General features: G+C 63.2%; 1 pseudogene. It reads right to left on the reverse strand.

Features of this window, described 5'->3' with window-relative positions:
• Positions 1-67: 67 nt before the first annotated feature.
• Positions 68-242: pseudogene (locus SB725_RS33475) on the reverse strand (nitric oxide dioxygenase); the annotation flags it as partial.

The following is a 242-nucleotide window of genomic DNA, read 5'->3' on the forward strand; positions in this document are numbered from 1 at the left end:
CTTTATATAGATGAGGTGCTCTGGGTAGGCACGGCCTTGTCGGGCGCCTACCCACAATAGGCGCAGGTTACTCCAGCGCCGCCGCCGGCCCGAAGAACTCGTAGCGGCTCTGCTGTTCAGGCACGCCCAGGCCCTTGAGGTGACGTTTGATCACTGCCATGAAGCCCTTGGGCCCGAGGAAGTAGGCATCGACGTCACGCTCACGCCCCAGCCACTGCGCCAACAGCTCCTGGCTCAGCAGG

The organism is Pseudomonas sp. SIMBA_041 (assembly GCF_046535095.1).
GTDB lineage: Bacteria > Pseudomonadota > Gammaproteobacteria > Pseudomonadales > Pseudomonadaceae > Aquipseudomonas > Aquipseudomonas mucoides.